The organism is Vibrio harveyi, from assembly GCF_030060435.1.
In the GTDB taxonomy this organism is placed as follows: domain Bacteria; phylum Pseudomonadota; class Gammaproteobacteria; order Enterobacterales; family Vibrionaceae; genus Vibrio; species Vibrio harveyi.
On sequence record NZ_CP125875.1, the window covers coordinates 1,016,657 to 1,039,866 of the forward strand.

Genomic DNA, 23,210 nt, shown 5'->3' on the forward strand with positions numbered 1-23,210 from the left:
GATGACACAAGTCCAAGCAAATGTAGTCGAGGAAGTTCAGCAAAGACTGGATCAGGCATCTCTTGACACACAGCTCGCAGAGCTGCGTGGGCTCGAACTATCTGATTCAGTAGTGAACCTATGGGTTGCTGAAGTAAAAACAAGTAACAAAACAAAACGTTTTGGAGACATAAAGAACCTTAAAGTACATGATGATTACAAAGAGCACTTTAGGCAGTATGTTATCCAGTGTATTCGTGGTAACGAACACATCGAAGAGCTGAAATCCATCCCCACAATTCAAGACAATCGTTTCTTTTACGTTGAGTCTAGCTCAACTGACCTTGACCAATTAAAAACACAGGTTGAAGGTGGTGGTTTGTCAACGATTACAGAGGAAAGTGAGCTAAATGGCTACAACGCATATGTTATTCAATTAACATTTGGTGAAGGTGATGAAGAGCAGAGTATTTATGCTTTTCGATATATCAAGGGTGCATGGTCGGTAAACAACACTGCAGGAAAAAGCATATTTACAAGTATGCAAGATAACCAGCTTGTTGTTAAAATCGATCAGAGTCCTCGCTTTCAAATAACGCCTTATATTGATTTCATTCAATATAAGTCAGGAGTCTATATTGCTGATATCAAGCAGTTTGAAGTGGCAATGAACTTCCATGATCGTTTGGTTGAAAAGAAAGCTGAGGCAATTACGGCACTGGGTCAAAGTGCAGCCATGAGTTCTCAAGAATCGATAAAACTGACTAATATCATTGGTGAAGACAAACGAATGATGCGCCAATTGGCATCAGTGTTAGATAAGCAATATTACAGCAATGAAGTCTGGCTAAGAAAGTTAAAACAAGCTGCTGATAGAGCTGGTAATTGGCAAGTAAAGTTTGATTCTAATGGCAAAATCCTTATTGAAGACAATAAGGAATATGTAAAAGAACTCTTAACTCTTCTGCAAAATAAACGAGTAAAAACAGTTGTCGATGACCTTATGTTTGACGTAGAAGGTGAGCTTATTGCCATCGAGGGATAAGTACGTATAACAAAGCATTTAAGAGTGATTCCCAACGCTTGGCATTTTTGGTGCTAATCGTTGGGTTTTGTGTTTACGGTGGTATGGTTGAGTTTCGTGGTAGCGTTGCTCACACCTTAATGCGGCGTTAAATGCTTTAGAGAATAATTAGAATGAAGATAACAAATAAAAATAACAAATACCTTGTTAATGAATCTGAGAAAAAAGAACTGTATGTTTCCGAACTGGAGAGGTCGATAAATATATTGAGTAGCTTTATGACACCAACTCAATTGAAGAATCTGAAATTGGATCTTCAACTTGAAGGAGAGACATTTAATGAAGCAAAGTATATTCAGGCTGCATGTGAAACATCGATTAGTGCTACATTAGCAAACTTGTATCCTAATTGTTTTAAATATGAACACAAAGTTAATCCTCCAAAAGATGTTGATTGTGCTTTTGAGGTCGATGGGTTTCAGTTTAACGTAGAGATCAAATGTGCTGACTATTCGAAAAAAAATAAAATCGATGGGGAAAATGCATTCAAGCTAGGTGCCTTAGGGCGATTATCAGATTTTCAAGATGTTGCCAAACAACTCCAAGAGTTGTTTGAAAATGTTGAGGATAGTAGTGGTTTAGTTAAAAAACCATTGATACTGCAACAACATATGGATAATAAGCTGAAGGATTTCCTTCTGTCTGCACATAGCAAGTTTAGTAGTACTATTCATCTAAAGACACTTAATATTCTGGTTGTTTGCTGTGATGATACGACAGATATGCAAAAGTGGTTTCATTATATGTATGGTGTTCAAGGCTTGTTTCGACAAGACTCATTCCATCCGAATGCTGAGTATAATCGAGTTGATGTTGTTATTTTGACTAACTTATATCACAGACATTATAACTATTATGAAAAGGATAAAGTTGAGGGACATTGGGATTTCTATAATGCATTTAACCTGATTTGTTCCAATCCGTTTAGAATGGCTGACAAAAAGAATGAAATAATAAAACTGACTAATACTATACACAATCATTCAATCGAGTTAAGCCAGTATAAAGTTCCTCATGAATTAGATGAGTTGCGGATATCAACATATGTCGTAGAAGAACTTAGTAATAAAGGTTTGTACTACTTTCAACCACGCATTTAACAAACTGTTTAAGAGTGATTCGCAACGCGTGGCATTTTTACTATGCGTTGCGTTTAGTGTTTAAGGTGGTATGCGGGAGTTTCGGTATTGCGTTGCTCACACCTTAACAGGGCGTTAGCTTTACTCGGAGGTATAATGGAATTACCAACATTTAAGTATCATCCCGATCCTATAAAAACGGGTGCTGTAGAAGTTACAGATGCAAATTGTGAATGTTGTGGTGTCAGTCGTGGCTACAGGGCAACTTCTACTATTTACTCTGAACATGACGTCGAAACTATTTGTCCTTGGTGCATTTCTGATGGCTCGGCGGCGAAGAAATTCGACGGAGAGTTTGCTGACCCACATCCATTGATGAAAGCTGGACTTGATAAGTCTGTGGTAAAAGAAGTTTGTGAAAGAACTCCAAGCTATATTTCATGGCAGCAAGAAGTGTGGTTATCGCACTGTGGCGATGCTTGCGAATTTCATGGAGATGCAGAGAAGTCTGATCTATTACAGGTAAAAGACGCTGAATTAGAGGTTTTACTAAACGATCAGCTAATAGGTAGTAATGAGTGGCGCCAAATAGTCACTTACTACGAAAAAGGTGGGAATCCTGCAATCTACAAATTCAAGTGTAGATCATGTGGCATATTTACTTATTCGCTGGACTTTGCGTAAAGCTAACAAACTGTTTAAGAGTGATTCGCAACGCGTGGCATTTTTACTATGCGTTGGCTTTAGTGTTTAAGGTGGTATGCGGGAGCTTGGGTATAGCGTTGCTCACACCTTAACAGGGCGTTATATTTTAGGAGAGAGTATGAAGATTGAGGTGCATGAAATATCACCCAATGAAAAGGAATTGATTCAAAACTTACTGCAGTTTTACGAGTACGAGTTCTCAATATACGAAGAAGATGATGTTGATGAGAATGGAGACTTTGAGATTGCAGATGTTGACGAATACTTCGAAATTAGAGAGTACACGCCATTATTAGTGCGAGTTTCCGGACAACCTGCAGGTTTTGTCATCGTTAATTCTGACCCAAATGCTGAAAACGGAAGATACCTTATTGAAGAGTTCTTCATCATGAAGAGGTTTCAGGAAAAGGGTGTAGGTAGAGAGGTTGCAGGTCAAGTCTTTGATATGTTTGGTCAAGATTGGGTTGTTAGAGTTATAAGCGAAAACTTGAAAGGTCAATCATTCTGGGAAAAGGTAATAGACAGCTATACTAGTGGTCGCTTTTTGACTGAAGTTTTCAACGATAAGTCGTGGGAAGGACCCATATATACATTCAGTAAGCCGCCAAAAATATAACAAACTGTTTAAGAGTGATTCGCAACGCGTGGCATTTTCACTATGCGTTGCGTTTAGTGTTTAAGGTGGTATGCGGCGGCTTTGGTATTGCGTTGCTCACACCTTAACAGGGCGTTAGGTGCTAGGAGGTAAAATGAAAATCTGTATAATGTTGCTGCTTCTTTTTTCATCTTCCGTCTTGGGTCAAACGTTTAGAACTGATAATTTCGAGTTCGAATTTCATAATGAATGTGGCGAAGGCGAAGTTACTTGTAAGAAAGTCCGAGTTTTCTTTTCACTCATTGGAATAGAACTAAAGCAAGAGGCTTTAGGTAAGTCTATCCACTCACTTTGCGCTGACGGAATCCCCCCTTGTCGGTTCTTAGGTTATGAGTTTCGTAGTGATGGAGTTCGTTACATCGTATATGAATCTGGTGTATTGAGTGTTGTGGATGACTCTGGTAGTGAGCTTTTGTTAGAACAAGGTATTTGGGAGTGAACGCACCTAACAAATTGCTTAAGTGTGATTCAGCACGCGTGGCATTTTGGTAGGCGGTGGCTTCAGTGTTGAAGTGCCATGCATATACTTGGTCATTGCGTGCTTCACACCTTAGCAAGGCGTTAGGTTTTCTTAAGAATTCATTGAAAAAAGTGATTCATAGGAATACTCATAGTAAAATCTTTAAATAGTAAAAGCGCAAAGGCTAGCTGTTTTTTATAAAATGGTGGAAAAATGGAAGAGAAAGAACAAGAAGAGCATCTAGAAATTGATGTTAAATGTAATGATGAGAAAAAACATGTTGGTACTACCAAGGTGTTATCAAAAAATGACGTCTCTAATCAAAATAAGAGTGACAGACTATTGGAGTTGAAGAGAAAGATACTGAGCGATGGTAATAATACTCAATTTTTCATCTCCCGTTTACATGAACTCGCATTTTACTTTAGGGACACCGCCGAAAAAGGTCACTCAAATTACGATGATGAACTTAATATAACACCATTACATGTAATAAAAGTCGATAAAGCGAGAGAGTTGAGGAAGGTTTACCTCTCAATATTTAACTCTACTGTAAACAAGGATATAGAAAAAGATATTAGGCTTAACTTTGAAAAAATAGAAGAGGATATTTCACAAACATTTAGAGTAGTAACTAGAGGGAAGCTTAAATGAGCAGATTCAACCCTCCTGAAATACGGTATTCTACTTTAGATGAACTTAAATTCAATAGTAAAGACTTAGATAATGTAAAAATTGCTGATATGATTTTACAGCAGTTAAATAAAGGCACACTAACTCGTATTAAACGATCGTTTGAAAGTAGCGTGTTGATTTCAAGTTTTGGTGAGCTTTTAATTAATGTTAATAAGTTAGATCAACTATTCAGAACCGGTAATTCGGGAGCAGAAAGCGTTTTTGTTCGAAAGGGAATAGGAAAAAGCGTATCACCCAGTAAAATGATTAATGTGGAAAGTAATTATTATATTTCTGTATTTGACTTTGAATCAATACTGAGTAATCGAATTGATTCTTCGAGCTTTGTTGGTGGAAAAAAGTATCAATACCTTTGCTATGTCAAGATGCTGCTCGAATATTTAAAGGAACATCGAGTGTATAGGGATGTTAGAAACCTATACTTTAGTCAAGTAGAAGAGCATAGGCCAAGGCTCAAGAAAGAACGATATAATATGCTTGAAAGAAAATTCTGTGAGTTTTCTGGTGAACGTATTTCAAACCTATCCGATTATGAATTTGCTCATATTCAAAGTGTCGTGACTAATCCTAGAAATGCATTGAATGTTTATAATGGGGTGCTAATACACAAAGACATTCATAGAAAGTTAACAAGCAATCAAGTTCACGACTTTGAAGGTATGTATGAGTATTGTGAGCGATTCGGATTCTCTTTAATTTGGGCTGAAGAATACCTTGAACTTGGGGAGTTTTAAAGTCAATAAACCTAACAAACTGTTTAAGAGTGATTCGCAACGCGTGGCAGTTTTACTATGCGTTGCGTTTAGTGTTTAAGGTGGTATGCGGTCGCATCGGTATTGCGTTGCTCACACCTTAACAGGGCGTTATGCTTTTCGGGAGGGTATATGGAAGTATCGCTGTATAGAGCAAAGGGATCGAATAGCGCTGAAAGGGTGGAGTGGGTCCTCAATTTTAAGGGGATAGATTACGAAAGAATTGAGATTAGCTCTGACGAACTAGCGACGACATACCTAGATATAAATCCGTTTGGCTATGTCCCATCTCTTCGCGTCGATGGTTCGATATTTTCTGAATCAATGGCAATTGTTGAGTATTTGGAAGAACGCTTTCCTTATCCAGGCTTGTTTGGCAAAAGCCTTAATGAAAAAACACACATCCGCAGAGTTTGTGAATACGTAAACTCTAGTATTCACTCTCCCCAAAACAGGACTGTATTAAGGTTCATGCGCCCAGAGCTAGATGAGACGTCAAAGCGTGAACTTCGTGGAGTTTGGATTATGCGGTGCCTAGAAAAGTTAAGTGCGTCGATCTGTCGAGAGTCAGGGTTTGCAGTAGGCAAGGACTTCAGCGTAGCCGACATATTTGTGGCTTCAATCTACAAAAAAGCGTTGCAACATGGTTGTACGAGAAACAGCTTTTACGACAAGCATTTGATGTACATAAGGGCAAATGACCGTGTCGTGGTTTCAGAACCACAAGAATAACAAACAATTTAAGAGTGATTCGGCACGCGTGGCATTTTCACTATGCGTTGCGTTTAGTGTTTAAGGTGGTATGCGGTGGCATTGGTATTGCGTGCCTCACACCTTAATTGGGCGTTAGTTGCACGAGGAGGTTTCGTGGAAGCATTATCAGGTGGAAGAGAATCAGCAATATATCGAGATGGTGAAGTTGTCTATCGTCCTCTTCAGCCGTGGAGTCCTACAATTCACCTTATTTTGAAACACCTCGAGCGAGAAAATGTAGATGAATGTCCAAGATTTCTTGGTGTTAACCAAGAACAGGAAGTCCTAAGTTTTGTTGTTGGTAATACTTATAACTACCCTCTAGTCGGTGCAATTGCGACTGTGGATGCACTCACATCAGCAGGTAAACTATTGCGCAAAATACATGACTCAACTGTGCCACTTTTGGAGCAAGTAGATGTCAATGCGCACAAGTGGATGCTAGAGCCAAGAGAGCCTTTTGAAGTTATCTGTCATGGTGACTTTACCCCATACAATGTTGCTCTCTCCGAGAACACAGTTGTAGGTGTATTTGACTTTGATACTGCGCACCCCGCGCCAAGAATATGGGATTTAGCATATTCAGTTTATTGCTGGTCGCCTTTCAAAACTGATAGCAATGATAAGTTAGGCACAATCTTTGAGCAGGTAACTAGAGCTAAGTTGTTCTGTGATAGTTACGGTGCAACTACGTCTGAAAGAAATCAACTAGCGGACGCAATGATTGAGCGATTACAGGCTTTAGTTTTGTTCATGCGCAGTGAAGCTGAAAATGGTAATGAAACCTTTGCTGAAAACATAGAGCAAGGTCATCTTCAAGCCTATCTAAATGACATAGAATATATCACTGAAAATAAACAAAAAATTCAGTGCGCATTGTGCAACTAACAAAGCATTTAAGAGTGATTCGCAACGCTTGGCAGTTTCGCTTCGCTCAAGTATAGCCAAGCGTCGCTCACACCTTAATGCGGCGTTAGTACGGGTTTGACATCGAAGGTCATAAGTTTTGATGTTTATCTGTTTTGGCACTCGTGTTTACACCTTTCAGTTAGTGCCTTTCACGTTCTTTCCGGTGGCACTATATGAGGAGTGCTCGCTTTGATTTCACTGCTTACGGTTTCTAACTCTTACCCTATTTCTTTGGCGCTTCTTCTATTTCGTGGTTTTTACTAAGTCAGAATTGTCTTTCTTTGGTGTTGCCGTCGAAGTACGAGGATCGAATCCTTTTCTAATTTGAAGCAAGTGAAAGTAGGGCATTTCAGTGCGTTTTTCTTCTAGCCAACTTTCGTCTCTCAATGGCAGTAAAGTTTTGTAGCTGCCCGTCTCACTTCAGTGTTCAAAGCCTTTCATATCATGCATCTTTTCAATATCTTGGAGCGCACAAATAGAAGTAACGCATGTACTAACAAATTGCTTAAGAGTGATTCGTAACGCGTGGCATTTTTACTTTGCGGTGGCTTATGTGATTAAGGCGCTGTGCGGTAGCTTTTGTATTGCGTTACTCACACCTTAGCAAGGCGTTATGCCTTTTGGGAGAAAATATGCAGTTTTACAAAGCAGATGAATATCAGGCATCTTGCGAAAACCTGTATCGTAAGTACGAACTTGAGATAGCTGCTTTACTTCCAGATGCATCTATTGAGCATATTGGAGCTTCCTCTATCCCCAATGCTGTATCTAAAGGTGACCTAGACATACTTGTTGGTGTTAACGGCAAGGAACTAGAGAATGCAGTAAAGTTACTTTCTACTCTAGGCTTCAACGAAAAATCCGATACGTTAAGAACTCCGGAGCTTTGCATGCTGGAAAATAGCTCAGGTGAGGATGTTGCTTTTCAAGTTGTAGCTAATGGTTCGGAATTTGAGTTTTTTGTGGGGTTTAGAGACAAACTCCGTAAAAGTCCTGAGTTAGTTCAACGATACAATGAGCTGAAAATGTCTTGTACAGGTTGGTCTCAAGAAGAGTATCGTCGGAAAAAATCAGCTTTTATCGAGCGCGTGTTAGGACAGGCATAACAAACTGTTTAAGAGTGATTCGCAACGCGTGGCATTTTTACTATGCGTTGCGTTTAGTGTTTAAGGTGGTGTGCGGCAGCATCGGTATTGCGTTGCTCACACCTTAACAGGGCGTTAAGCGTATCGAATGTAAATGGAGATAAAATGAAAACATTCATGTTGTTACAACAGGGTGACCCAGTAGTCGTCGAAATATACAAAGAAGCCCATGCTCTATGGGAAGAGGAGTTCTCCAAAACGTGGGATGTAAGTTCATTGGCAGATAGGCTTGGTACATTACAACTAAAATTTGAACATAGAATGGAAAAGTATGGTTTTGACCGTTGGGAAGGACAAGAAGTATTTGTGGTTTCTGGCTTAACTTACTTTTTTGATGAGACTAACGAAGGTACCCAAAAGTCTGAGAAAGTTAGAGAAGCGTTTGAGTTAAGTTTTTGCAGTATGGAAGTAAAGGGATTCTCAAAGCGCTTTTCAAAAGCCCTCTACCTAGGAGGGTACTAAAGGATGAGTTACCCAGATAATTATGACTTTGAACGCTATGTGAGATGGCATGAAGCACATGCCGAAACAGGCGTAGACCTAGTCGAGACGCTTACACAAGAAAGGGACTCTCTAAAAGAAAATCGAGAGCGCCTTAAAAACCTTTCAGAATTATTGAGCACTCTAAATACATTGCTGATACGCGCTAAACAAACAGATGGACAAGATATTTCAATTTTAAAGTGCGAAATCTTGCTTGAAGAGCAGCTCAATAGCGATAAATATGACGATGTCTTCAAATCCGTTGATTCGATAGTTGACAAACTTTGGCGAAAAAACAAAGAAACACAAGATTATATAACTTCGGGGAATATCCAATCGCGAATCAAAGACTTGGTTAGGAGCTCTGTGATTGTTAGCTCCCATAGCTATGCGAGCGATTTTAGTAAGGCTTTAAAAGATTGGAAACGAAAATTCGAAATTAATGAAATTTCCCTAGCAAACTACGCGGATATACAAGAAATTGTAGTTGAGCAAGAGGCGAAAATGGCTAGTGGTTATTTCGCCTACCATGCAGATGTTGTCTACACGGACGGAGTTCATGTGGAAATTCAAATTTATTCACAACTGAATGAAGTTTGGAGGAAGCTCTCTCATAAGTTATATGAGAAGACTCGGTTAAACGAAGGTGTTGAGCATGGTCATGGAACAAGTGCATCTAGACTTGTTTCGCTGGGGCACTTACTCCACTTAGCGGAATGTGAGGCTGAGCGTTTACAAAGCGACTTAGGGTAAATATACGCTTAACAAAGCATTTAAGAGTGATTCGCAACGCTTGGCAGTTTCGCTTCGCTCAAGTATAGCCAAGCGCTGCTCACACCTTAATGCGGCGTTAGCAGTCAGAAGTAATAAGGAACTATAGATGGAATTAAAGTATCGTTCAGCTGATTTTGAAGATTTGGAAAGTCTTGTTACTTTGCTTTCAAATGACCCGCTTGGTAGCAAAAGAGAAGACGCGTCTGTCCCGCTAAATAGTGCGTATATTGAAGCGTTCGATGCAATTGCACGAGATCCAAACAACGAATTACTTGTTGTTGAACTGGAAAACTCTTTAGTCGGGATGCTTCAAATTACTTTTATTCCTTACCTAACCCATATCGGTAGTTGGCGTTGTCTTATCGAAGGTGTTCGGATCCATAGTGACTATCGTGGACAAGGTTTCGGTGAGCAAATGTTCTCACATGCTATCGAACTGGCAAAAAGCAAAGGCTGTACAATTGTTCAGTTAACAAGTGATAAGCAGCGCCCTGATGCAATCAGGTTCTATGAAAAACTTGGATTCAAAGCAACACATGAAGGGTTTAAACTCGCGTTGTAAGTTGCTGCTAACAAAGCATTTAAGAGTGATTCGCAACGCTTGGCAGTTTCGCTTCGCTCAAGTATAGCCAAGCGTCGCTCACACCTTAATGCGGCGTTAGCCTTCAAGAGGTAATATTGAATTGGGTAAAATAACGAAAACCTTCAAACTTGAAGATTGTCCTAGTGATAAACAAAAGTTTGTGTGTAATGAATGTGCTAGAGAGACGTCTCACTCTATTGTTTCGTCCTTCCATGAAAGCGGCTTTGACGACGCAGGTAATGGGTGTGGAATGGATTGGGATGAACGGCATCAGATCATTCAATGTTGTGGTTGCGATACAGTATCTTTTCGTATTGAATCAACTCATTCTGAGGATGTTGATTATAGCTTTGAGCATGACACGTTAGTACGCAATATTACGGAAAATTACTTCCCAAACCGAACACACCAGCTTCGAGAAATTAATACCTATCTATTGCCTCTAAACGTGCAAGTAATCTATCGAGAAACTACAAGTGCCATTAGCAGTGCTTTATTTGTCTTAGCTGGTATTGGTGTTCGAGCTTTGATTGAAACAGTCTGTAAAGAACAAAATGCTCAGGGCAAAAATCTGTTTGCTAAAATTGACTCTTTGTATCAAATGTCAGTAATCACCAAAGAGGGCTCGGATACATTGCATCGCTTACGTAGCTTAGGAAATGAGGCTGCGCACGAAGTAAAGCCTCAAAGTGAAGAACAACTATATATGGCGATGCAAATCATAGATCATATGCTCGAGGGCACGTATATCATTCCTCAAAGAATGAGCCAAGTCTTTGGTAAAGAAGGCTAACAATCTGTTTAAGAGTGATTCGCAACGCGTGGCATTTTTACTATGCGTTGGTTTTAGTGTTTAAGGTGGTATGCGGCGGCATCGGTATTGCGTTGCTCACACCTTAACAGGGCGTTATATTTCCGAGGAATATTATGGATGATAAAGAGTCAATGAAGGTTCTCACTGAAATCAGAGATGAATTAAAAGAAATTAATTCGCATATGACATTTTTGAGAGAGCAAGCAAATGAAGCAATGGAAAATGAAGAAAATAAGGCAGTAGAAGTTGCAGAGTTAGAAAATAGAAGAGTTAAAAAAGAGCGGTGGTTTACTATCGGTCTGTTAACTTTTCTAGGCTTAGGAATATTGTTGCAAGAGTTTGGCTATTTGTAAAAGCACAAGCAGTAAGTCTTAGGTGCTTATTGCAGGTGCACTGTTTGTTTAACTTGTAGAAACCTTGTCATACTTGTCAGGAAAAATATAACAAACTGTTTAAGAGTGATTCGCAACGCGTGGCATTTTTACTATGCGTTGGTTTAAGTGATTAAGGTGGTGTGCGGCGGCATCGGTATTGCGTTGCTCACACCTTAATAGGGCGTTAGCTGTTTGTGTAATGTGGTATTGGAGAGTGAAACTAAATGGAAGCAAGATTTAATAAGTTATTAGCGTTCAGTATTGTTTTAGTCCATTTTTTTGCTTTCTCTGGGCTACTATATAAATCTCAAATTTATGGGCATATAGCGGTCTCACCCGGAGAACCTTATGGGTTCGGTGACGTTATAGATTTATTGTTTGCTTGTTTAGTTGTCTTGATGTGGTGTTTTGCGATGGTATCCTCAATTGTGGTGACTTTACTTAATATTAAAAGTAACTGGCTAGCTTCTCTGAAGGCACTTTTATACGGCACGGTTGGTCTTGTTGGTTATTTTTACGTTAATAGTTCAGTCTCCTAATACGAAACAGCTAACAAACTGTTTAAGAGGGATTCGCAACGCGTGGCATTTTTACTATGCGTTGGTTTAAGTGTTTAAGGTTGTATGCGGCGGCTTATGTATTGCGTTGCTCACCCCTTAACAGGGCGTTATGTTTGTTATCGTTGGTAACAGCAAAAATGCAATATGATATACAATAGGGAATTTAATAGTATGAAAGTTGTGGCTAAACATAATAACTGGCTTCTATATAGTGATGGGGAAAATTACATTCTAAATTCAAGGTGTGATTATGGCATTGGAGAGGAAACTGCTACTTTTTATTAAAGGTTGATGAAGTTTCTCGTTATTTAAAATTTGGAGAGGAAGTAATTCACGAACTTTCGGATTCGGCGCGTAGTTCATCAGGAAAGCATTATTATGAGAAGCAGCGTCTTATTAGCGATGAGCTAATGAAAGAATACTATAAAGCAACGAGTGAATATATTCATAAGTATATCCGATAAAATGGGCAATGATATTTTTCAATTTTTGAACGTTGGTGATGCAAACATAACAAACTGTTTAAGAGCGATTCGCAACGCGTGGCATTTTTACTATGCGTTGCGTTTGGTGTTTAAGGTGGTATGCGGAAGTATCGGCATTACGTTGCTCACACCTTAACATGGCGTTATGCATATTAGAGAGAATAATGAACTCATATACTAGCGAATGTAAAAGGTTGTCTATCAATGCACGAGCTGCAATTGGTCTGCTTATCTTTGAGCGCTTCTGTGTTCTTCGTGGTTTAGAACTTCATGATAATCAGGAGTTTTTAGAGCACTTATGGGATTGGTTTCTCGTTGATGGTCCAGACGAATTCGAGCCTTGGGAATCTAGACGACCCACTTTAGTAAATTGTGGACTAGGTGACGAATTTCCCGAGGGTTTACTGCTCTCCCTCGCTCAAAACGGTATCGGCGAGAGTCAATTTAGGACTCTTGTCGGTGGGGTAACCGATATTTTATGGGGTAGTTTTTGGGGAGCGGCTGAAAACGAACAATCAATGGTTGCACTTGAAAATGTCATTTCAGCTAGTGGTATAGAGCAACTGCCGGTTTTAACACCCTTCAAGTTTTCATTGTTTTCACAAAACGATGGTTGGGGTGACAAAATCACACCTCAAGATTTGGAGTTTTGGCGCACCTGTGTGAAATATGCATAACAAATTGTTCAAGAGTGATTCGGCACGCGTGGCATTTTTACTATGCGTTAGGTTTAGTGGTTAAGGTGTTATGCGGAAGCTTGGGTATTGCGTGCCTCACACCTTAACAAGGCGTTAGCAGATAACATGGAGGTTCTCGTATGAGTGAGAGAGCAAATTCATTTGATACTGGGATTGCTGCGGAGTATTTCGTCCTGTCTCAATTATATCGAAGAGGGTTTGAAGCATACCTTAGTCAAGGAAATAAGAAATCGATTGATATAAGAGTCATCACCAACACAGGGAAGTCGATTTCGATTGATGTTAAAGCTGTAAGGGGATATTCATCGTTAGTAGTAAACAATGTTGTAGAAGCAGAAAACCACTTCGTAGTCTGTGTTGTCTATAACAACAAGTTCTCTAATATCTCAACATTCCCCGATGTGTTCGTTATTCCAAGTCACAAAATTCCGGAACTTAGGAAAGAATGGAAAGCTGAGAAAAGACTAATGAAAGGTGACTTAACTAGCTACAAAAATAGGTGGGATGATATCTGCTAACAAAGCGTTCAAGAGGGATTCTCAACGCTTGGCAGTGTTGGTTCAAGTTTGGCTTTTGTGATTATGGCACAATGGTTTAGGTCAGGCGGTGGCGTTGTTCACCCCTTAACGCGGCGTTATGTTTTTTGGGAGAAAATGATGGAATTCAAGCTAGAAATCTATGCACCTGAAACAGAAGTTGTAGCTATCCGTGATGCACTTAACTCAGTTGGCGCAGGTGTTGTGGGTGACTATGACAGCGTTATTTCTATCGTAAAAATTTCCGGGTTCTGGAGACCAACTGAAGGCTCGGAACCGGTTACTGGCGAGAAGGGTGAAATTAACTTTGGTGAAGAGGTCAGAATTGACGTTAGATGCCAAGAGTCTTTAGTTCAAGCTGCACTTGATGCTATTCGAAGAATTCACCCTTACGAAGAACCAGTGATCAATATTTTACCTCTATACAACCATAAGTTTGTCTAGCTACGTCAGCACAAACATAACAAACTGTTCAAGAGGGATTCGCAACGCGTGGCAATTTTACTATGCGTTGGTTTTAGTGATTAAGATGGTATGCGGCGGCTTTTGTATTGCGTTGCTCACCCCTTAACAGGGCGTTATACGAATGCGTGCGGACGCAAGTATCAGGCAGAGCTCCAAGTATGCTCACTCAAATAAGTATCTGACCCTCAATCCAAGATAAATATTTTTAGGTTCTGGAGCATTTGGTGCTAAAAGATAGGTGACAATAATTATGTGGTATCTGTTTAAAGATTATGTGGACACGCCAAATCATATTGAGTTTTTGATCTTTGGAGTGTCAATGATAGCTTCCTACATTGTGGCTTGTGTGTCCTGTCAATCTCGCAATATGTTAGGGTATGAAGTGCGGGTTATTGCTACAGCAGCAGGTCTTATGGTGGCAGCGCTAGTTGGGGGAGTTAAATTTACTTTTGTGTCAACTTTGCTGGTATCGATGCTTTTCACATGGCTGATGGTGAGAAAAGGGCATGCATTGGGTTGGGGGTAAATCATTGTCTTCAAAGGAAGTATCCAGATTCTTAAACTTTAATTTCATCCATTGATCCAATCGGGAAAATTCGTATAACAAAGCGTTTAAGACGGATTCCCAACGCTTGGCATTTTCGGTTTGATTCAGCTTTAGTGTTTACGGGACAATGATTTAGGTTTAGTGGTCTGCGTTGCTCACCACTTAACGCGGCGTTAAGCGTCAATAGGAGAACAAATGAAAGAAGTGATTGCTGAGAATGTGATGAAGCAGATTCGCCAGTCTGGTGATGAACTAGTTGAACGAATTCGTGCAGTTCATGGTCGGTATTGGGCTAGTAGAACAGATTTAGTTAAAACTATTCTTGGTCTAACTTCAGCGATTTTAGTCGGTACTATTTCGTTTTCTGGGTCACTCTCTGGTGCTGGTAAAGAATCACTAGAGTGCACTTGGATTCTATATCTGTCTTGGTTAGTATTTTTCTGTTCAATTTGTTCAGGCACGGCGTCACTTTGGCACTTATATAAACTTGAATCACTTCATGCTGTCTTCTTCAATAAAACCGATGAGATCGAAGAAAAAGTAAAAGCTATCGGTGCGAAGAAAACTGAAAAAGAGCTGGAGTCTGAAATCTTAAAAATAGTTGGTGAGGCAGTTAAACAAAGCGTATCTCCAGCTACTCCGTCAGATAAAATCTCGCACTATTCGTTATTTATTCAGATAGCCAGCTTCCTTATTGGTTTATTCGTCTTTATGATCTTTGGTGTGGTTCAAAACGCTTAACAATCTGTTTAAGAGTGATTCGCAACGCGTGGCATTTTTACTATGCGTTGGTTTTAGTGATTAAGGTGGCATGCGGCGGCTTCGGTATTGCATTGCTCACACCTTAACAGGGCGTTAAGTGAATAGGGTTCATATGTCTAATCAGTTCATAGAAAAAATCAGTAAATATACGCAAGGGAGTAACCCCCGGAGACCTTTAGGGGTTGAAGAAACAGCACAAGGGTTGACTGCATTTTACATTAATGCTGCTCAGTTAGTTGAAGACTCATGGTGCCTAGCGGACCATGGCAGGCTCTCTAGAGCAATTTCACTTTTGGTGTTAGCTATTGAAGAGCTAGCGAAAATACCGAGTCTGTATGATCATTACATAATGACTGAGGCTCAAAATTTACCTAAAAAGGAGCTGAGCAAGCCTTGGCAAGAGTTTTGGAAATCTTTTTCTAAGCATGGAGAAAAGCAAAAGACTATAGAGACTTATGGTAAAACCCTACAGGCTATCGATAGCCGTTCTGAGCTATTTAATGAGCACACACCATACGCCAATTTTTTGAGTGAAGAAGTTTCAAAGAAGTTAGATAGACTAAAACAACGAGGTTTGTACGTAGACTACATCGAAAGCGGTTTTATCGATCCATCAATAATAGCTGATGAAGAGATTTTTGATGAACTATACACATTTACCTTAGAGAGACTTCATAGCTTTGGTTCGTTTCATTGCAGTGTTGAACGTTCAAAAGCAATGCTTTTATCTGCTTTAGAGTACATCAAAGTAGTCACCTCAGATGATTTGACAGAACAGAAGTTAGAGCAAGCAGTAAAAAAATACTCAAGTATTTCAAATAGACCTACATCTACAGAAATTAGTATTGTTGAATTAGATATTCTCTATTGGGCAAGCCATCGCTCAAGTTCACCTGTGCCTGACTATATGTTAAGTTTAAAGAAGTAATGCAACACTGCACAAAGGAACTTAATAAATCTGAGCTTTTTCAGTCACTTGATTCTGTTCTGAAAAAGATTAAGTTTTATCTTGAGCTCGAAAAATACCCTAAGTTAGTAGTGCGCAATTACCAAATGTATAAATTGATATACTCATTCTCAAACGAAGCTGTGGAAAATGGCAACCTAAGACGTCGCCACTATGAGAAGCTATTCACTTAACAAACTGTTCAAGAGGGATTCGCAACGCGTGGCATTTTCACTATGCGTTGGTTTTTGTGTTTAAGGTGGTATGCGGAGGCTTTGGTATTGCGTTGCTCACCCCTTAACAGGGCGTTATAAATATTTTTAAAGTAAGGCATCATTTTGAAATCAAAAATATGTTTAACAGTTGCAGTGTTAGCCTTAATTGCACCGATAGTTTTTTACACTTTAACGTTTGGTATTGGAATTTGGGAAAGTCATTCTGATTGGGCTGCCATGGGAAGTGCTTTAGGTGGCTTATATACACCCATATTAGCCTTGTTAACTCTTGCTGTACTGTTGAAGCAACTTCAAATTCAAGAACAAGTCAAAGATTATGAGCAAAGAGAAACGTCTCGTAAAACCGTTTTTGAAATGGTGGAAAAATTTTCTAGTCGAATTGAGCTGCAACTCAACGAAGAGTTAATCCATAAACTGCGAATTTTATCAGAGCTTCCGAAAGGTGATTTAAGAGTTGCAAGCATGAAGAGCGAATTAATGGATGTTTTTACCCTTTGGACTTCAGTAAGAGCTTATATCAAGAATTACGCAAAATCAGAGCCAATACTTGTAGTCGACTTACTGTCGATTCCTGTTTTACATTTAAACTTTAGCGTTTGTTACGACATAGATAAGGCGTATCTCAGACATATTGAGAGCGGAAAAGATGAAGTGTACTTGTATCGCTTATAGATGGGTGAGTACATATTTATAACAAACTGTTTAAGAGTGATTCGCAACGTGTGGCATTTTCACTATGCGTTGGTTTTAGTGTTTAAGTTGGTATGCAGCAGCATCTGTATTGCGTTGCTCACACCTTAACAGGGCGTTATGTGCTAAGGAAGGCTATGTTAAATAAACTGCGAAAAATGATTTTAGGTTGTACAGTTTTAACTCCATTTGAAGAGCAATCTATTAAATTGTGTATTGAGAATTTACCTGAAAACCTAAAGGGAATAGCTGCAGCGCAATTTAAAGAGTACAACCTTATTCAAAGGGAATATGACGGTCGCACTGTTAATTTCTATAAAGTGAAATGTTTGCGTAAAGTCGTCAATCCAAATCAATTGTTACCAATCAAAACTGATGATTGTGTATTAATTAAACTGGAATTGAAAACAATTTCAAATGAGAGAATTGGGGTAACTTTACATGCAACTGGGCATCGAATATTTAGTGTATCTTTTAGTAAAGATGTTTCTAATCTAGGTAAGATTGAAGGTATGCGGCTAGAAAAGCTCACTAAATCATGGTGTTCAGTCGTTTAGCACATAACAAACTGTTCAAGAGGGATTCGCAACGCGTGGCATTTTTACTATGCGTTGGTTTTAGTGTTTAAGATGGTATGCGGCGACTGCGGTATTGCGTTGCTCACCCCTTAACAGGGCGTTATATTTCCGAGTCACATCACGAATAACCATGCTTGTCTGTAGCTTGAATTTGTTAGGGTCTTTGTTTTGCCAGTAACCCAACCAAAGGCTAAGTTATGGAAAAAATAGGCTATTGTGAAATTAAAGGTTTTAAGTTATCGAGGAAGAGTAAAAAGGCGGTTTCCGATATAAGAAGTATTATGAAACAAGGAAACCTGTTTACTAGTGCGGTATCAACAGTTCCATTGTTTCAGATTTTTGCAAGCCCGAGTGTGACGAGTAGTCCATTTGAAATGGGTATTACAATTACTGAATATGACTGGGAAATGTTCGGTCGAGCGATGACTTCTTCGACCAGAATTGTTAGAGGTGAGATTTTTAAAATCGCATATAGACAGGAAATCTTTACGAATGGTAATGAACAGAAATTTTGGAGGTGTGTGAGTGAAGCATCTAAGTAAATGGATCTTTATTTCAATGTTGATTGCCGGTTGTTCAAGTAATCCTGATAGTGTTCAAGCGTTAAAAGCATGGGATGACAAGTATGAAGAGTGCTTTATTTCAAATCAGACAAAGCGACATTTTCCGGATAATCCATGGTTTAACTCTTTGAGTCTTGAAGACAAAAAAATTGTTATAGGCTACTTATATAATTACAACTCTAGAAGTTGTATCTCTCGTGAAGTGGAGACTCTGAGAAGTGCGTTACAGCGAGAAGGGAATGACTCGTTACTTCATATTTTTGAGGCAGACCTTTCCCCTTTGGAAAGTGTCTCACTAGATGCAATTAAGCATTTAGATCAACAGGAATTACGCAAACTACAATCTGAATACTCACAACCATTTAACTTGTCAGAGATTATAGAAAGCTTAAACCTATACAATTAAATTTGAAATATAACAATCTGTTTAAGAGTGATTCGCAACGCGTGGCATTTTTACTATGCGTTGAATTTAGTGATTAAGGTGGTATGCGGCGGCTTTGGTATTGCGTTGCTCACACCTTAACAGGGCGTTATATCATCTATTTGAGAAAGAGGTTATGAAAAGGTTTAAGAGAGTAAATAATGAGAACAAGCTGTTGGAATATGAGATGGCACAAAACTCTGCTGAACATCATGATAACTTAGTTTGGTCGGTATCAACGTTAACTTGGGGCGTTAGTTCGGTACTCCTTGGCTTCGTACTAAATAACATTACTGACAACGAATTGGGAGTAGTCATACTGCTGTTTTGTTTGATTGGGGTGTTTTTGATTTTATGTTCTTGGTTGTTTGCTCGTCAGTTCAGAAGTATACGTAATCAAAAATACGTTCGCTGTAAAGAGTTAGAAGCAGAACTCGGATTGGTTCAACACACAAACATCAAACATAAAAACGGAAGCCAAAGTGCGCTTTATTCCATCATTATGTTGTTGTTTATCACTACGTGGACAGTTGTGTTCATTAAGGTAGTGGCAAGCTTTTTTGGGGTTGAGCTACCGATCATATAACAAACTGTTCAAGAGGGATTCGCAACGCGTTGCATTTTCACTATGCGTTGGTTTAAGTGATTAAGGTGGTATGCGGCGGCTTTTGTATTGCGTTGCTCACCCCTTAACAGGGCGTTAGTCGCCTGAAAAAGCTAGCAGTCAAAATCATGTTTCTAAGCTCAAAACTTGGCTACTGGTTGTTTGATTCAGAGTTCCATCTTCGACGGTCAAAGCTCAGTTTCATCGGCTCTAAGTCAATGCATTGCTATTTTCCAAGCGGTTGTTTCGTTCTTTGGTGGTGATAGAGCAGGGCAATCGAAAATCTGTTTTTGGTTGCAATTCCGCTCGGTGAGTTTGTTGGTAAAAAGCCGATTTACTCGCTGAAATGACGTTTGCTCTGGTGTGGTAAGTTCCACGTGGTTTCAGTGACTTTGTTGAAAGTCCGCACTGTGAGATTGGTTTCCCAAAAGCGCTTTTTGGTGTTGTCAGTCCGTTTTCTACGGCGTTGTTTGTTCCAAGTGGTTTCATTGAATAGCCGCTTTGAGACTACGCCTGACTTAAATGCATCAAAGCACATAAAGTTTGTTGTTCACAAAGTTTAGTTCGGCTTAAAATTGTCGCTCGGTGCCTCGCGACTAACAAACTGCTCAAGAGGGATTCGCAACGCGTGGCATTTTTACTATGCGTTGATTTTAGTGATTAAGGTGCTTTGCGGTGGTTCTTGTATTGCGTTGCTCACCCCTTAGCAGGGCGTTAGGTTTAACTTCTCCGCTGTTTGTGTCAAAATTCAGTATGGCAATCTAAATGAGGTTAAGTATTTGAAATTTGTGGTTAAAATAAAAGACTATGAAGAAGATATCCTTCCGATGGCATTTCGAGGTTTTTCTGGTGTAGGTTATTGTTTTTTGAGAATTAAGATAAAGCAAGGTCAAGTAAGTATATTATGTGCCCAACTTCCTGATTACACAGGAACCTCTATAACCAATGCTATTGAGAGAATAGTTGAGGCTACCGTACTGCATTTAGAACGTAAAAAGGTACTGACGGTTAGGGATGAGTTAGGTTTCTTTGATAAAGTGCTTAAGAAAAAAACTGAAATTGAAAATAGTAGGGTCCAAGCTGTTTTTCGTGAATTTATAGCTCATCTTACCCTTATTGAACATTATCCTGAAGGTGTTGGAATTAATAATAATGGTTCATTTGCTCGAGTTTTATTCAGTCCATCCGGAGAGCCCGTTTGGAACTATTTGTCTAAGGAGAAATTGCAGCATTCTTTGAACACTCCTGAAATTCTTGAGATCAACGTTGAGGAGTTGAAAGCTTGGACACGCAACGTGAATCAATAAGAACATCTAATTTTCGTAATTATTATTTTTTAGAACAAGGAATAAAGGTAACGGTTCCTATATCAAAGTTTATGTTGGAACTTAATCGATTGATAAAAAATTTAGCACATGGAAAATTGGCTTCATATCATGTACATGAAGATAGCCTTTACGAGTCGATAAAAAGTGAACTTGGCTATTTCCTTCCTGACTCGGATCTTGTGCTGATTAAAAATCCATATCCTAAAATGAAGCCGAGAAGAGAAACCGATATCTCTATCAGGAATATGAGTAACTTGGATGAAGATAGAAGTTCTGGTGAGATTAATTGTTCTCATTTTATTGAGATAAAGTCGATTTTCCACAATGAAAAACTCCCGCAAAAAGATATTGATGATGATCTGGATAAGTTATCTGATGCTACAAAGATGTACGGTGCTATAGGTATATTTATCATTGTTGGCTTGAATCATGATCTAAATAGACGAAAAAGGTCTTTAGCTAAGCTAGGAAAGTTAGGGGAAGAATTTTTACCTTTTAGTGTTACTACTTATACCGGAAAAGAGGTTTGGCTGTTACCAGCTGGAAGTTATACAACTGATGATCCGAATGTTTATGTTTGGGAGGTTTCGTATCAAAATGACTTTCATAAACGTAAATCGTCCTTTGAATTTGCTGCGTTTCAATATAAGTAAACCTAACAATCTGTTTAAGAGTGATTCGCAACGCTTGGCATTTTGCTATGCGTTGCGTTTTGTGTTTTAGGTGGTATGCAGGGGCTTCAGTATTGCGTTACTCACACCTTAACAGGGCGTTATGTTTGTTATCGTTGGTAATAGCAAAAATGCAATATGATATACAATAGGGAATTTAATAGTATGAAAGTTGTGGCTAAACATAATAACTGGCTTTTATATAGTGATGGGGAAAATTACATTCTAAATTCAAGGTGTGATTATGGCATTGGAGAGGAAACTGCTACTTTTTTATTAAATGTTGATGAAGTTTCTCGTTATTTAAAATTTGGAGAGGAAGTAATTCACGAACTTTCGGATTCGGCGCGTAGTTCATCAGGAAAGCATTATTATGAGAAGCAGCGTCCTATTAGCGATGAGCTAATGAAAGAATACTATAAAGCAACGAGTGAATATATTCATAAGTATATCCGATAAAATGGGCAATGATATTTGCAATTTTTAAACGTTGGTGATGCAAACATAACAAACTATTCAAGAGGGATTCGCAACGCGTGGCATTTTTACTGTGCGTTGTTGTAAGTGATTAAGGTGGTATGCGGTGGCATCGGTATTGCGTTGCTCACCCCTTAACAGGGCGTTATACCGTCAGGAGGTATTATGGATTGGTGGCAGACGTTACTAGTTACTATTTCTACTTTTGTTGTAACAAAATTGGTTGATCACTTTATTGCTATTTCTAAAGAAAAACGTGAACTATCAAAAGCTCGAAAAAGTAAAAAGATCGACCAAATAGAAAACTTAATGGATGAAGTCAGTGTTTATTATGAAGTTACAATGAATTGGAAGCATCATGAAATGAAGCAAGAACATTATCGTAAGTTAATGAAGGACGACGATTACCTCATAGGCAAATATAACCGCTATAAGGGGGTCGTTTCACATGCTAGAGACGTATTGCATCACTGTAAAATAATTGCTTCTGAAGAAAATCCGGAAACGAGCACTGCAAGGGCTGAGCTTCCCAAGTTGAAAGACGAATTAGCTCAAAAATACGATATGTTCATAAAGGCTTGCGAGGAAGAAATTGAGTCAACGGTATAACAAGTTGTTCAAGAGTGATTCGGCACGCGTGGCATTTTTGCTATGCGTTATGTTTAGTGTTTAAGGTGGTATGCGGGGGCTTAGGTATTGCGTGCCTCACACCTTAACAAGGCGTTAGCTGTCTAAAAATTCAATTCACATCTAGACTAAATTAGATCTATTTGTTGGAGAGTTGTATGGAAAGTCTTGCTCTGGAGTACTTTAAGCTAGTTGATGTCATCTCACAATATGATGGCTATTTAATGATGATTAAAGGGTGGTCCATTACAGTATCTCTTGCGATTTTTGGATATGCTTTTCAACAAGCAAATAGGTCAATACTCTTACTTGCTGCAGTTAGTTCAATTAGCTTTTACCTGATGGATGTTAAGTTCAAAGAGTATCAACTTAGTTATTACCCGCGAATGAAAGCTATTGAAAGGTGTGTACATGCAGTGGATTTAGAGCTAAACGTGAGAATTAGTAACAACTCATGTGAATTGTTCAAAATCGATCAGTCGTGGGTAGATGCAAAAAAAAGTGGGAGGTTTGTTGACGGTGCTTTTCATTTTGGGAGTATCTTTCCACATGTTATTTTGCTTCTTTTATCTATCCTCCTTTATTTTAAGCCACTTTGGCTATTGCAAAAAGAAAGCTAACAAAGCGTTTAAGGCAGATTCCCAACGCTTGGCATTTTTCATTCCTTCGTTTGGTTTAGTGTTTAAGGTGGTATGGTTAGGTTTCGTGGTGGCGTTGCTCACTACTTAACGCGGCGTTAAATTACTTTGAAACACCTCGCATTATGAC

The 23,210-nt window shown here is 39.0% G+C and carries 32 protein-coding genes and 1 pseudogene; 32 read left to right on the forward strand and 1 reads right to left on the reverse strand.

All coding sequences use genetic code 11. From position 1 onward, the window contains the following. Position 1 precedes the first annotated feature (1 nt). The 27 genes from QMY49_RS05070 (at position 2) to QMY49_RS05290 (ending at position 19,321) form a co-directional block, all read left to right on the forward strand. Complete coding sequence (locus QMY49_RS05070; RefSeq protein ID WP_283313166.1) at positions 2-1,024, forward strand: Kiwa anti-phage protein KwaB-like domain-containing protein; 1,023 nt, start codon at positions 2-4, stop codon at positions 1,022-1,024. Positions 1,025-1,176: 152 nt separating this feature from the next. Continuing rightward, the gene (locus QMY49_RS05075; RefSeq protein WP_248359902.1) at positions 1,177-2,163 is read left to right on the forward strand and encodes a hypothetical protein; all 987 of its coding nucleotides are present in this window, start codon (positions 1,177-1,179) and stop codon (positions 2,161-2,163) included. Positions 2,164-2,298: 135 nt separating this feature from the next. After that, positions 2,299-2,826, forward strand: coding sequence for a CbrC family protein (locus QMY49_RS05085; protein WP_130349969.1), 528 nt, complete (start codon positions 2,299-2,301; stop codon positions 2,824-2,826). A gap of 139 nt (positions 2,827-2,965) precedes the next feature. After that, positions 2,966-3,463, forward strand: coding sequence for a GNAT family N-acetyltransferase (locus QMY49_RS05095; RefSeq protein ID WP_071236056.1), 498 nt, complete (start codon positions 2,966-2,968; stop codon positions 3,461-3,463). 133 nt (positions 3,464-3,596) lie between these two features. Beyond that, complete coding sequence (locus tag QMY49_RS05105) at positions 3,597-3,941, forward strand: hypothetical protein (protein WP_283313179.1); 345 nt, start codon at positions 3,597-3,599, stop codon at positions 3,939-3,941. 234 nt (positions 3,942-4,175) lie between these two features. Further along, positions 4,176-4,616 (forward strand): hypothetical protein, encoded by a 441-nt coding sequence (locus tag QMY49_RS05110; protein ID WP_283313180.1) that lies wholly within the window; start codon positions 4,176-4,178, stop codon positions 4,614-4,616. After that, a complete protein-coding gene (locus tag QMY49_RS05115) occupies positions 4,613-5,392 on the forward strand; it encodes a hypothetical protein (RefSeq protein WP_283313183.1) in 780 nt (259 codons plus the stop codon). Before QMY49_RS05110 ends, QMY49_RS05115 begins: the two co-directional genes overlap by 4 nt. Positions 5,393-5,542: 150 nt before the next feature. After that, positions 5,543-6,142: a glutathione S-transferase family protein gene (locus tag QMY49_RS05125; RefSeq protein WP_283313186.1), complete on the forward strand. Its 600-nt coding sequence runs from the start codon at positions 5,543-5,545 to the stop codon at positions 6,140-6,142. Positions 6,143-6,277: 135 nt separating this feature from the next. After that, the gene (locus QMY49_RS05135) at positions 6,278-7,051 is read left to right on the forward strand and encodes a phosphotransferase (RefSeq protein ID WP_283313191.1); all 774 of its coding nucleotides are present in this window, start codon (positions 6,278-6,280) and stop codon (positions 7,049-7,051) included. A 653-nt stretch (positions 7,052-7,704) separates the two neighbouring features. Next, complete coding sequence (locus tag QMY49_RS05145) at positions 7,705-8,178, forward strand: GrpB family protein (RefSeq protein ID WP_025638270.1); 474 nt, start codon at positions 7,705-7,707, stop codon at positions 8,176-8,178. 144 nt (positions 8,179-8,322) lie between these two features. Further along, on the forward strand, positions 8,323-8,679 hold the full coding sequence (locus tag QMY49_RS05155; protein ID WP_025548796.1) for a hypothetical protein: 357 nt from the start codon (positions 8,323-8,325) through the stop codon (positions 8,677-8,679). A gap of 3 nt (positions 8,680-8,682) precedes the next feature. Then, positions 8,683-9,453 (forward strand): nucleotidyltransferase family protein, encoded by a 771-nt coding sequence (locus QMY49_RS05160; protein ID WP_025548794.1) that lies wholly within the window; start codon positions 8,683-8,685, stop codon positions 9,451-9,453. A gap of 127 nt (positions 9,454-9,580) precedes the next feature. Then, positions 9,581-10,036 carry a GNAT family N-acetyltransferase gene (locus QMY49_RS05165; RefSeq protein ID WP_017191321.1) on the forward strand — a complete coding sequence of 152 codons (456 nt, stop codon included), beginning with the start codon at positions 9,581-9,583 and terminating at the stop codon, positions 10,034-10,036. 121 nt (positions 10,037-10,157) lie between these two features. After that, entirely contained in the window at positions 10,158-10,850 is a 693-nt protein-coding gene (locus tag QMY49_RS05170; RefSeq protein ID WP_283313200.1) for a DUF4145 domain-containing protein, read from the forward strand. Between the two features lie 134 nt (positions 10,851-10,984). Further along, positions 10,985-11,224 carry a hypothetical protein gene (locus QMY49_RS05180; RefSeq protein ID WP_009696107.1) on the forward strand — a complete coding sequence of 80 codons (240 nt, stop codon included), beginning with the start codon at positions 10,985-10,987 and terminating at the stop codon, positions 11,222-11,224. Between the two features lie 245 nt (positions 11,225-11,469). Further along, positions 11,470-11,784 (forward strand): hypothetical protein, encoded by a 315-nt coding sequence (locus tag QMY49_RS05190; RefSeq protein WP_017191322.1) that lies wholly within the window; start codon positions 11,470-11,472, stop codon positions 11,782-11,784. Positions 11,785-12,454: 670 nt separating this feature from the next. Then, on the forward strand, positions 12,455-12,967 hold the full coding sequence (locus tag QMY49_RS05205; RefSeq protein ID WP_033008070.1) for a hypothetical protein: 513 nt from the start codon (positions 12,455-12,457) through the stop codon (positions 12,965-12,967). Positions 12,968-13,107: 140 nt separating this feature from the next. Continuing rightward, positions 13,108-13,506 carry a hypothetical protein gene (locus QMY49_RS05215; RefSeq protein WP_283313207.1) on the forward strand — a complete coding sequence of 133 codons (399 nt, stop codon included), beginning with the start codon at positions 13,108-13,110 and terminating at the stop codon, positions 13,504-13,506. Between the two features lie 135 nt (positions 13,507-13,641). Next, on the forward strand, positions 13,642-13,968 hold the full coding sequence (locus QMY49_RS05220) for a YqfO family protein (RefSeq protein WP_227741876.1): 327 nt from the start codon (positions 13,642-13,644) through the stop codon (positions 13,966-13,968). A 271-nt stretch (positions 13,969-14,239) separates the two neighbouring features. Then, the gene (locus QMY49_RS05230; RefSeq protein ID WP_283313212.1) at positions 14,240-14,515 is read left to right on the forward strand and encodes a hypothetical protein; all 276 of its coding nucleotides are present in this window, start codon (positions 14,240-14,242) and stop codon (positions 14,513-14,515) included. A gap of 216 nt (positions 14,516-14,731) precedes the next feature. Next, the gene (locus tag QMY49_RS05235; protein ID WP_283313214.1) at positions 14,732-15,277 is read left to right on the forward strand and encodes a hypothetical protein; all 546 of its coding nucleotides are present in this window, start codon (positions 14,732-14,734) and stop codon (positions 15,275-15,277) included. A gap of 133 nt (positions 15,278-15,410) precedes the next feature. Further along, positions 15,411-16,226, forward strand: coding sequence for an AbiV family abortive infection protein (locus QMY49_RS05245; protein ID WP_283313217.1), 816 nt, complete (start codon positions 15,411-15,413; stop codon positions 16,224-16,226). 356 nt (positions 16,227-16,582) lie between these two features. Then, a complete protein-coding gene (locus QMY49_RS05255) occupies positions 16,583-17,152 on the forward strand; it encodes a hypothetical protein (RefSeq protein ID WP_140108539.1) in 570 nt (189 codons plus the stop codon). Between the two features lie 155 nt (positions 17,153-17,307). Beyond that, complete coding sequence (locus QMY49_RS05265; protein WP_283313223.1) at positions 17,308-17,727, forward strand: hypothetical protein; 420 nt, start codon at positions 17,308-17,310, stop codon at positions 17,725-17,727. A gap of 218 nt (positions 17,728-17,945) precedes the next feature. After that, positions 17,946-18,290: a hypothetical protein gene (locus QMY49_RS05275; RefSeq protein ID WP_017190364.1), complete on the forward strand. Its 345-nt coding sequence runs from the start codon at positions 17,946-17,948 to the stop codon at positions 18,288-18,290. Next, positions 18,274-18,717 carry a hypothetical protein gene (locus tag QMY49_RS05280; protein WP_017190363.1) on the forward strand — a complete coding sequence of 148 codons (444 nt, stop codon included), beginning with the start codon at positions 18,274-18,276 and terminating at the stop codon, positions 18,715-18,717. The genes QMY49_RS05275 and QMY49_RS05280 overlap by 17 nt, the downstream gene beginning before the upstream one ends. 154 nt (positions 18,718-18,871) lie before the next feature. Continuing rightward, positions 18,872-19,321, forward strand: a complete 450-nt coding sequence (locus QMY49_RS05290) for a RipA family octameric membrane protein (protein WP_045418855.1) — start codon at positions 18,872-18,874, stop codon at positions 19,319-19,321. A 244-nt stretch (positions 19,322-19,565) separates the two neighbouring features. On the opposite strand, the pseudogene QMY49_RS27305 reads toward QMY49_RS05290, so the two are convergent. Further along, positions 19,566-19,828 (reverse strand): annotated as a pseudogene (locus tag QMY49_RS27305) (hypothetical protein). A gap of 290 nt (positions 19,829-20,118) precedes the next feature. Here QMY49_RS27305 and QMY49_RS05300 point away from each other — a divergent pair. The 5 genes from QMY49_RS05300 (at position 20,119) to QMY49_RS05330 (ending at position 23,062) form a co-directional block, all read left to right on the forward strand. Beyond that, a complete protein-coding gene (locus tag QMY49_RS05300; protein ID WP_050903445.1) occupies positions 20,119-20,646 on the forward strand; it encodes a hypothetical protein in 528 nt (175 codons plus the stop codon). Continuing rightward, entirely contained in the window at positions 20,622-21,320 is a 699-nt protein-coding gene (locus QMY49_RS05305) for a hypothetical protein (protein WP_283313231.1), read from the forward strand. Before QMY49_RS05300 ends, QMY49_RS05305 begins: the two co-directional genes overlap by 25 nt. Positions 21,321-21,503: 183 nt before the next feature. After that, positions 21,504-21,797 carry a hypothetical protein gene (locus QMY49_RS05310; RefSeq protein WP_053343375.1) on the forward strand — a complete coding sequence of 98 codons (294 nt, stop codon included), beginning with the start codon at positions 21,504-21,506 and terminating at the stop codon, positions 21,795-21,797. A 183-nt stretch (positions 21,798-21,980) separates the two neighbouring features. Beyond that, positions 21,981-22,424: a hypothetical protein gene (locus QMY49_RS05320; RefSeq protein ID WP_283313233.1), complete on the forward strand. Its 444-nt coding sequence runs from the start codon at positions 21,981-21,983 to the stop codon at positions 22,422-22,424. Positions 22,425-22,600: 176 nt separating this feature from the next. After that, positions 22,601-23,062, forward strand: a complete 462-nt coding sequence (locus QMY49_RS05330; protein WP_283313239.1) for a hypothetical protein — start codon at positions 22,601-22,603, stop codon at positions 23,060-23,062. The last annotated feature ends 148 nt before the right edge of the window (positions 23,063-23,210 follow it).

Coding starts and splice junctions, on each gene's coding strand:
- QMY49_RS05070 (WP_283313166.1), top strand. CDS start 2: ATGACACAAGTCCAAGCAAATGTAGTCGAGGAAGTTCAGCAAAGACTG.
- QMY49_RS05075 (WP_248359902.1), top strand. CDS start 1,177: ATGAAGATAACAAATAAAAATAACAAATACCTTGTTAATGAATCTGAG.
- QMY49_RS05085 (WP_130349969.1), top strand. CDS start 2,299: ATGGAATTACCAACATTTAAGTATCATCCCGATCCTATAAAAACGGGT.
- QMY49_RS05095 (WP_071236056.1), top strand. CDS start 2,966: ATGAAGATTGAGGTGCATGAAATATCACCCAATGAAAAGGAATTGATT.
- QMY49_RS05105 (WP_283313179.1), top strand. CDS start 3,597: ATGAAAATCTGTATAATGTTGCTGCTTCTTTTTTCATCTTCCGTCTTG.
- QMY49_RS05110 (WP_283313180.1), top strand. CDS start 4,176: ATGGAAGAGAAAGAACAAGAAGAGCATCTAGAAATTGATGTTAAATGT.
- QMY49_RS05115 (WP_283313183.1), top strand. CDS start 4,613: ATGAGCAGATTCAACCCTCCTGAAATACGGTATTCTACTTTAGATGAA.
- QMY49_RS05125 (WP_283313186.1), top strand. CDS start 5,543: ATGGAAGTATCGCTGTATAGAGCAAAGGGATCGAATAGCGCTGAAAGG.
- QMY49_RS05145 (WP_025638270.1), top strand. CDS start 7,705: ATGCAGTTTTACAAAGCAGATGAATATCAGGCATCTTGCGAAAACCTG.
- QMY49_RS05155 (WP_025548796.1), top strand. CDS start 8,323: ATGAAAACATTCATGTTGTTACAACAGGGTGACCCAGTAGTCGTCGAA.
- QMY49_RS05160 (WP_025548794.1), top strand. CDS start 8,683: ATGAGTTACCCAGATAATTATGACTTTGAACGCTATGTGAGATGGCAT.
- QMY49_RS05165 (WP_017191321.1), top strand. CDS start 9,581: ATGGAATTAAAGTATCGTTCAGCTGATTTTGAAGATTTGGAAAGTCTT.
- QMY49_RS05180 (WP_009696107.1), top strand. CDS start 10,985: ATGGATGATAAAGAGTCAATGAAGGTTCTCACTGAAATCAGAGATGAA.
- QMY49_RS05190 (WP_017191322.1), top strand. CDS start 11,470: ATGGAAGCAAGATTTAATAAGTTATTAGCGTTCAGTATTGTTTTAGTC.
- QMY49_RS05205 (WP_033008070.1), top strand. CDS start 12,455: ATGAACTCATATACTAGCGAATGTAAAAGGTTGTCTATCAATGCACGA.
- QMY49_RS05215 (WP_283313207.1), top strand. CDS start 13,108: ATGAGTGAGAGAGCAAATTCATTTGATACTGGGATTGCTGCGGAGTAT.
- QMY49_RS05220 (WP_227741876.1), top strand. CDS start 13,642: ATGATGGAATTCAAGCTAGAAATCTATGCACCTGAAACAGAAGTTGTA.
- QMY49_RS05230 (WP_283313212.1), top strand. CDS start 14,240: ATGTGGTATCTGTTTAAAGATTATGTGGACACGCCAAATCATATTGAG.
- QMY49_RS05235 (WP_283313214.1), top strand. CDS start 14,732: ATGAAAGAAGTGATTGCTGAGAATGTGATGAAGCAGATTCGCCAGTCT.
- QMY49_RS05245 (WP_283313217.1), top strand. CDS start 15,411: ATGTCTAATCAGTTCATAGAAAAAATCAGTAAATATACGCAAGGGAGT.
- QMY49_RS05265 (WP_283313223.1), top strand. CDS start 17,308: ATGTTAAATAAACTGCGAAAAATGATTTTAGGTTGTACAGTTTTAACT.
- QMY49_RS05275 (WP_017190364.1), top strand. CDS start 17,946: ATGGAAAAAATAGGCTATTGTGAAATTAAAGGTTTTAAGTTATCGAGG.
- QMY49_RS05290 (WP_045418855.1), top strand. CDS start 18,872: ATGAAAAGGTTTAAGAGAGTAAATAATGAGAACAAGCTGTTGGAATAT.
- QMY49_RS05310 (WP_053343375.1), top strand. CDS start 21,504: ATGAAAGTTGTGGCTAAACATAATAACTGGCTTTTATATAGTGATGGG.
- QMY49_RS05320 (WP_283313233.1), top strand. CDS start 21,981: ATGGATTGGTGGCAGACGTTACTAGTTACTATTTCTACTTTTGTTGTA.
- QMY49_RS05330 (WP_283313239.1), top strand. CDS start 22,601: ATGGAAAGTCTTGCTCTGGAGTACTTTAAGCTAGTTGATGTCATCTCA.